This window comes from Curtobacterium sp. B8 (assembly GCF_000333315.1).
Lineage (GTDB): Bacteria > Actinomycetota > Actinomycetes > Actinomycetales > Microbacteriaceae > Curtobacterium > Curtobacterium luteum.
The window spans coordinates 1-5,821 of the sequence record NZ_BACW01000161.1; the positions used below are offsets into that span (position 1 = coordinate 1).

Here is a 5,821-nt window from a genome sequence, read left to right on the forward strand (position 1 = left end):
AGTCGCGCCAGCACGTCGCTGGAACGCAGCATACTCAGCATTAACGACGCCAGTTCGCGCAGCAAAGCGTCACCCGCCGCATGCCCGGCGCTGTCATTCACCGCTTTAAAGCGATCAAGATCGATAAACACCAGGGCATGTCGCTGATGTGTACTGTTTACCGTTTGCAGCAGGATACGCAGTTGTTTCTCAAAACTGGCGCGGTTGGCGAGATGCGTCAGTGCATCATGGGAGGCGCTGTAGCTCAGCTGGCGCAGCATTTTGCGTGATTCGGACTGGTCCAGCGCCCCGACGAGACGCCCACCGACACCGCGACCACCGCCACGGCGACCGGCATCGCGGGCGAGGTCTGGCGCCTGCCCGCGCGGGGCTTCGCCACCTTCGTCGCCGCACTGCCCGCGCCGATGACGATCGGGACCGTGACGCTCGACGACGGCTCGGACGTCACCGGGTTCCTCGTCGAGCCGTACGCGGTCGAGGGCGCGGAGGACATCACCCACCACGGCGGGTGGCGCGCGTACCGGGAGCAGCCGGCCGGAGCACCCGCATGAGGTCGGCCTGCGAGGATGGGACCGTGCCCGCCGACGACCGCCCCGCCCGCCCAGGCCGACCGCGAGCCGTCCCGGACGCCTCCTCGGCGCTGAGCCCCCGCGACCAGGTCCTCGACGCCGCCGCCGCGCTGTTCGTCGAACACGGGTTCGGGGCGACCTCGACACGGGCGATCGCGGACCGCGTCGGGATCCGGCAGGCGTCGCTGTACTACCACTTCGCCGGCAAGGACGACGTGCTCGTCGAGCTGCTCGAGACGTCGGTCCGCCCGAGCCTCGTGGTCGCCCGCGAGCTCGACGAACGGGTCCCCCGGTCGGTCCCGGCGGCCGTGGCCCTCGCCGCGCTCGTCGCGTTCGACGTCGGCACCCTGGCGCGCACCCCGCACAACGTCGGCACGCTCTACCTGCTGCCCGAGGCCCAGGGCGAGCGGTTCGCCGGCTTCCGTGCCGACCGACAGGCGCTGCAGGACGTGTACGGCCGCCTCGGCACGCTCGCGGCGAGCCCGGACGTGGCCCGGACCGTCGCACCGGCCCAGCTCGGCGGGATTCTCATCCAGCTCGTCGAGACCGTCATCCAGCTGCGCCGGGTCGGCGAGGTGGGCGACCACGACCGCACCGCCATCACGAGCAGCTGCCTGCGGGTGTGCGGCCTCGACCCCGCCGCGGTGGACGCCGCGCAGCGGGACGCGGCGTCGCTCCTCGCGACGGTCGCCGTCTGACGTCGACCACCCCGACCGAGCCCCCACGCCGGAGGCCCGCGCCGCACGCCCGCGCCACATGCCCGCGCCCTGCGCGGGTGCCCCGCCACGTGCCCGCGCCCTGCGCGGGTGCCCCGAACGCCCCGACCACGTGGAGGACCCCGTGACCACCGCCATGAGCCCGATCGCCCGACCCCGTCCCCTCGCCGACGCCCTGCTCCCGAGGACCGCCACCGTGAGCACCGCGCTCGTCGTCGGCGGAGCGCTCCTCACCGCCGGGGCCGCCCAGGTGTCCGTCCCGCTCTGGCCCGTGCCGATCACCGGCCAGACCCTCGCCGTCCTGCTCGTCGGCAGCGCCCTCGGGGCCCGGCGTGGCGCGCTGTCGATGGTCCTCTACGTCCTGCTCGGGCTCGTCGGACTGCCGGTGTTCGCCGACGGCGCGTCCGGCGCGGGCGTGCTGCTCGGTCCGAGCGGCGGGTACCTGCTCGGGTTCGTCACCGCGGCCGCGCTCGTGGGTCGGGTCGCCGAGCGGTTCGGCGACCGCCGGTTCACCGCCGCGCTGCTGTCGTTCGCCCTCGGCACGGTCGCCACCTTCGCCGTCGGGATGGTCTGGCTCGCCGTGGCGCTCGGCCTCGACCTGCGGCACACCCTCGAGTACGGCCTGTACCCCTTCGTGCTCGGCGGGCTCGCGAAAGCCCTGGTCGGCGCAGGGGTGACGTCCCTCGGCTGGACGGCAGCCCTCCGTCCGCGCCGGGCCCCGTGCACGATGGACTGACCGCGGGAACAGTCGGCAGCCGTCGCCGGTTGCACCGGGTGATGCCGCAGCCAGCGGCAACGACGAAGCCCAGGAGGCCAGCATGACCACCACCGAGACCGCCATCCTCGCCGGCGGGTGCTTCTGGGGAGCGCAGCAGCTCCTCCGTCGCCGCCCGGGCGTGATCAGCACGCGCGTCGGCTACTCCGGGGGCGACACCCCGAACGCCACGTACCGCGACCACGGTGACCACGCCGAGGCCGTGGAGATCGTCTTCGACCCGTCGCAGATCTCGTACAGCGACCTGCTCGAGTTCTTCTTCCAGATCCACGACCCGTCGACGAAGGACCGCCAGGGGAACGACGTCGGGCGCAGCTACCGGTCCGCGGTGTTCTTCACCGATGACGAGCAGCGCCAGGTCGCGCTCGACACGATCGCCGACGTGGACGCGTCCGGGATCTGGCCGGGCAAGGTCGTCACCGAGGTCGAGCCGGCCGGTGACTTCTGGGAGGCCGAGGAGGAGCACCAGGACTACCTCGAGAAGCACCCGCACGGGTACACGTGCCACTTCGTGCGCCCGGGCTGGAAGCTCCCGCACCGTGACGAGGCGACCACCTCGGCGTGAGTGCGCACGCCTGACGGCGTGACCGTGTGACGCAACCGGAGGCCCGTGGCGAACCCGCCACGGGCCTCCGGTCCGTTCCCGGCGCGGTCCGGAAGCAGGCCGGCGGTCCGGCGGTCCGGCGCACGGTCCGCTCACGCACCGCCGAGCGCCCGCGTCGCCAGGTGCAGCGCCAGGCGGGTCTCCGGGTCGGACAGGTCGACCCGGAGCCGTCGCTCCACCCGGTCGATGCGGTCGGCCACGGTGTTGCGGTGCACCCCGAGCACCGCAGCGGTCTCGGCGATCGACGACTCGGCGTCGAGGTAGGCCGCGAGGGTCTCCCGGAGCGCCCCACCGCCGCGTTCGAGCGGCGCGAGGAGCTGCTCCGCCCGCCGGGAGGAACGTGTCGGTCTGCGTCCACGCGAGCAGCAACTGGGCGAGCCCGAGCCGGTCGACGTTGCACGAACCAGCCGGACTCGGGTCGGGCCGCGACGAGGCGGACCGCGTCGCCGGTCTCGCCGAGCGTCCGGAGGAATCCCGCGGGCCGGCGTGCACGCTCCCGACGGCCACGTTGTTGTCGACCGCCTGCCGCAGGGTGTTCTGGGCCGCGCGGGCACCGGCGGCGAGCGCGGCGACGGCGGCCTGGTCGAGCTCGTCTTCGGCGGAGGTCCACAGCGCCCACCCGTCGGCCTGTTCGACGACCGTGACGGCGAGGTCGTGCGCCGCGAAGGCCGACTCCACCGCCCCGCGCAGGGCGACCGCGTCCACCGCCTCCCCGGAGCCGCGCGCCGCCACGAGCCGGATGCCCACGTGCCACGCGTCGAGCCGCCACCCGGCTGCGATGGTGCGCTGCACGAGCGCGGGGGCCGGTGCGCCGTCCGCCGCCCGGAGGTCGTCGAGCATCGCCATCCGGTACCGCGCGTCGCGCTCGTCGTCGAGCCGCGTGAGGACGAGGCGGTGTCCGGTGGCGACCGCTGCCACGCGGAGCGCGGTCGCGACGGTCGCCCGTTCGGCCCGGAGCGGCGCGGTGAGCCCGACCGCGAGCCACGCCCGCGCGCCGATGCCGGTCGGCACCGGCACCGCGACGACCGTCTCACCCGTGTCGTCCGACGCCCACACCGGTTCGCTCGTGCCGGACGTGCGCGCCAGGAGCGCGGCGGTCGACGGCGCGACCGGAGCACCGCGGAGCGCCCGTCCGGAGGCGTCGAGGAAGCGCAGGGCGTGCCCGAGGCCGGACTCGAGCCGGGTGAACAGGTCCTCGAGCTCGGGTCCGGCGTCGAGCCCGACGCGCGCCGCGGTGAGGGCGGCGCGGGCCGCGGGGGCGTCGCCGGTCCCGATGAGTTCGTGCAGTCGGACGGACGCCGCCCAGGGGTCCGCGGTGCCCACCACGGTGACACCGAGCCGGTCCGCGAGCGCGGCCGTCCCGGCACCGACCGGCGGTGCGTCGTCCGTGGGGGCGACGACGAGCAGGGCCACGCCCGACGTCGACGCACGCCGGAGGAGCACGTCGAACCGGGCGTCGAACCGCTCGAGCGGCGAGAGCAGCACGACCCCGTCGTCGGCGTCGGTGATGGTCCGACCGACCTCGGCCGGGGTCCCGGCGACCCCGCGGACGACGGACACCCGCCCGGTGACGGGTCCGGCGAGCACGACCGCCTGCGCACCGAGCAGCGGGAGGAACTCGGCGACGGGGATCACGCGACGACCTCCGGGACGGGGTCGGCGTCGATGCCGAACGCACGGGGTGCCACGCGGGCCGTGCGTCGCGGCTCGGCCCACCACCACGGCGCCCCTGGGAGCACGAGCACGGCGAGCTCGTCGCCGATCCGTGCGCGATCGGTCGAGACGGGCCGCAGGGACCGGGCGTCGACGACGACGATGCAGCTCGGTGTGCTCGCGACCGGCTCGCCGTCGACGAGGCAGTGGACCCACTCGCTGCCGGCCTCGATCCGCGCGACGGCTCCGGTGCGGGCGTCGCGGAGCGCCATCGACCCGTGCACGAACGCCACGGCGTCGCCGCCGCGCTGGACGTCGAGCACCCGGCCCTCGGCGAGGAGCCGCCCGCCGATCCGCCGCACGAGGTCGTCGACCCCGGTCGACGACGCGGCCGCGCGACCGACGCGGAGTGCCCGGCCGATGCTGCCGGTGACGGCCCGGTCGGCGAGCACGTCGCGGTCGACCGGGCCGATCGCGAAGGCGGCCCACCCGCCGCTGTGCGAGACGGCCTCGCGCCAGACGGTCTCGAGGTCGCGCGGGTCCGGCGCGTCGACGACGATCCGGAGCCCGCTCGAGGTCACGGCGGCGGCCGTGACGGCGGGCAGCGGGTCGACGAACAGGGACAGCTGGTCGATGCGCGGCGTGGCCCGACCGACGAGGTCGGCGTCGACGAGGGGCAGCCCGGCGGCGTGGGCCGTGAGGGCGGCGGCGGGCCCGGTGACCCCGCCGATCTGGGCCGCCACGACCGCGTCGGCGCGTCGACCGGTCCACCGTTCGACGGCGGCGAGGGCGTCGGGCAGTTCACGACCGCTCGGCGTCTTCTCCTCGAGCACGGTCGTCGACCCGACGAGCCCCACGGCCACGACGGACCGTGTCGCCGGTCCGAGGGCGACGACCGGGACCTGTCCGTCGCCGATCGCCCGTCGGAGCACGTGCACCATGTGGTCGACCTGGCCGCCACCACCGCACCCGAGCAGGGCGGTGCCGCGGCCGAACGACTCGACGTCGCCGGCCTGGAGGCCCGTCACGCCGCCGTCACGCTGCTCACCCTGGTGCACACCAGCGATCCTCGCGCATCGGCGCGCCTCAGCGCGCCCCCGCCGGCACCCGGTCGTGCAGGTCCTCGACCGGCACGAACGCGTCATCGAGGCCGAAGCAGGACGGGCCGAAGACGGCGAGGGCCTCCGGCGTGCGCATGAGGTCGGGCGTGGAGACCCCGATCACGCGGACACGCTGCCCGTAGCGCAGGCGCTCCGTGGTGATCGGCTCCGCCGTCTCCGCGTCGAGCACGCAGACCAGGTCCGGCACCACCGCGACCAGGCGGCCGTCCCGACGCGCCACGAGGTTCTCGTTCTGGAACGCGATCTCGAGCGCCGACCCGTCGGCGCCCTGCACGACGGCACGACCCTTCGCGAACCCGTCGACCGTGCGCCGCTCGACGTCGACGACCTTGCCGTCGAACAGCTCCCGCAGGTACGTGTAGATGGTCTGGCTGAACGCCTCC

General features: G+C 74.8%; 7 protein-coding genes and 1 pseudogene. 4 read left to right on the forward strand and 4 right to left on the reverse strand.

Annotation, left to right across the window (positions count from 1 at the left end; genetic code table 11):
• On the reverse strand, window positions 1-260 hold a 260-nt coding region (locus tag I59_RS21270; RefSeq protein ID WP_222834989.1), incomplete at its 3' end, for a diguanylate cyclase domain-containing protein.
• Window positions 261-275: 15 nt separating this feature from the next.
• On the opposite strand from I59_RS21270, the gene I59_RS23825 reads away from it, so the two are divergent.
• The 4 genes from I59_RS23825 to msrA all read left to right on the forward strand — a co-directional run bounded on the left by I59_RS23825 (window position 276) and on the right by msrA (window position 2,625).
• Window positions 276-551 (forward strand): hypothetical protein, encoded by a 276-nt coding sequence (locus tag I59_RS23825; protein ID WP_376764442.1) that lies wholly within the window; start codon window positions 276-278, stop codon window positions 549-551.
• Between the two features lie 23 nt (window positions 552-574).
• Window positions 575-1,267 (forward strand): TetR/AcrR family transcriptional regulator, encoded by a 693-nt coding sequence (locus I59_RS04030; RefSeq protein ID WP_022902771.1) that lies wholly within the window; start codon window positions 575-577, stop codon window positions 1,265-1,267.
• A 142-nt stretch (window positions 1,268-1,409) separates the two neighbouring features.
• Window positions 1,410-2,021 (forward strand): biotin transporter BioY, encoded by a 612-nt coding sequence (locus I59_RS04035; RefSeq protein ID WP_042726443.1) that lies wholly within the window; start codon window positions 1,410-1,412, stop codon window positions 2,019-2,021.
• Window positions 2,022-2,103: 82 nt separating this feature from the next.
• Window positions 2,104-2,625 (forward strand): peptide-methionine (S)-S-oxide reductase MsrA, encoded by a 522-nt coding sequence (gene msrA / locus I59_RS04040; RefSeq protein WP_022902773.1) that lies wholly within the window; start codon window positions 2,104-2,106, stop codon window positions 2,623-2,625.
• 131 nt (window positions 2,626-2,756) lie between these two features.
• On the opposite strand, the gene I59_RS23730 is transcribed toward msrA, so the two are convergent.
• The 3 genes and pseudogenes from I59_RS23730 to I59_RS04055 all read right to left on the reverse strand — a co-directional run.
• A complete protein-coding gene (locus tag I59_RS23730; protein ID WP_307120432.1) occupies window positions 2,757-4,265 on the reverse strand; it encodes a helix-turn-helix domain-containing protein in 1,509 nt (502 codons plus the stop codon).
• A 30-nt stretch (window positions 4,266-4,295) separates the two neighbouring features.
• Window positions 4,296-5,375, reverse strand: coding sequence for a DUF917 domain-containing protein (locus tag I59_RS04050; protein ID WP_022902775.1), 1,080 nt, complete (start codon window positions 5,373-5,375; stop codon window positions 4,296-4,298).
• 28 nt (window positions 5,376-5,403) lie between these two features.
• A pseudogene (locus tag I59_RS04055) lies at window positions 5,404-5,821 on the reverse strand (DUF917 domain-containing protein); the annotation flags it as partial.

Excerpts from the sequence above, each read along its gene's own strand:
- msrA (WP_022902773.1), top strand. The coding sequence starts at position 2,104 with ATGACCACCACCGAGACCGCCATCCTCGCCGGCGGGTGCTTCTGGGGA.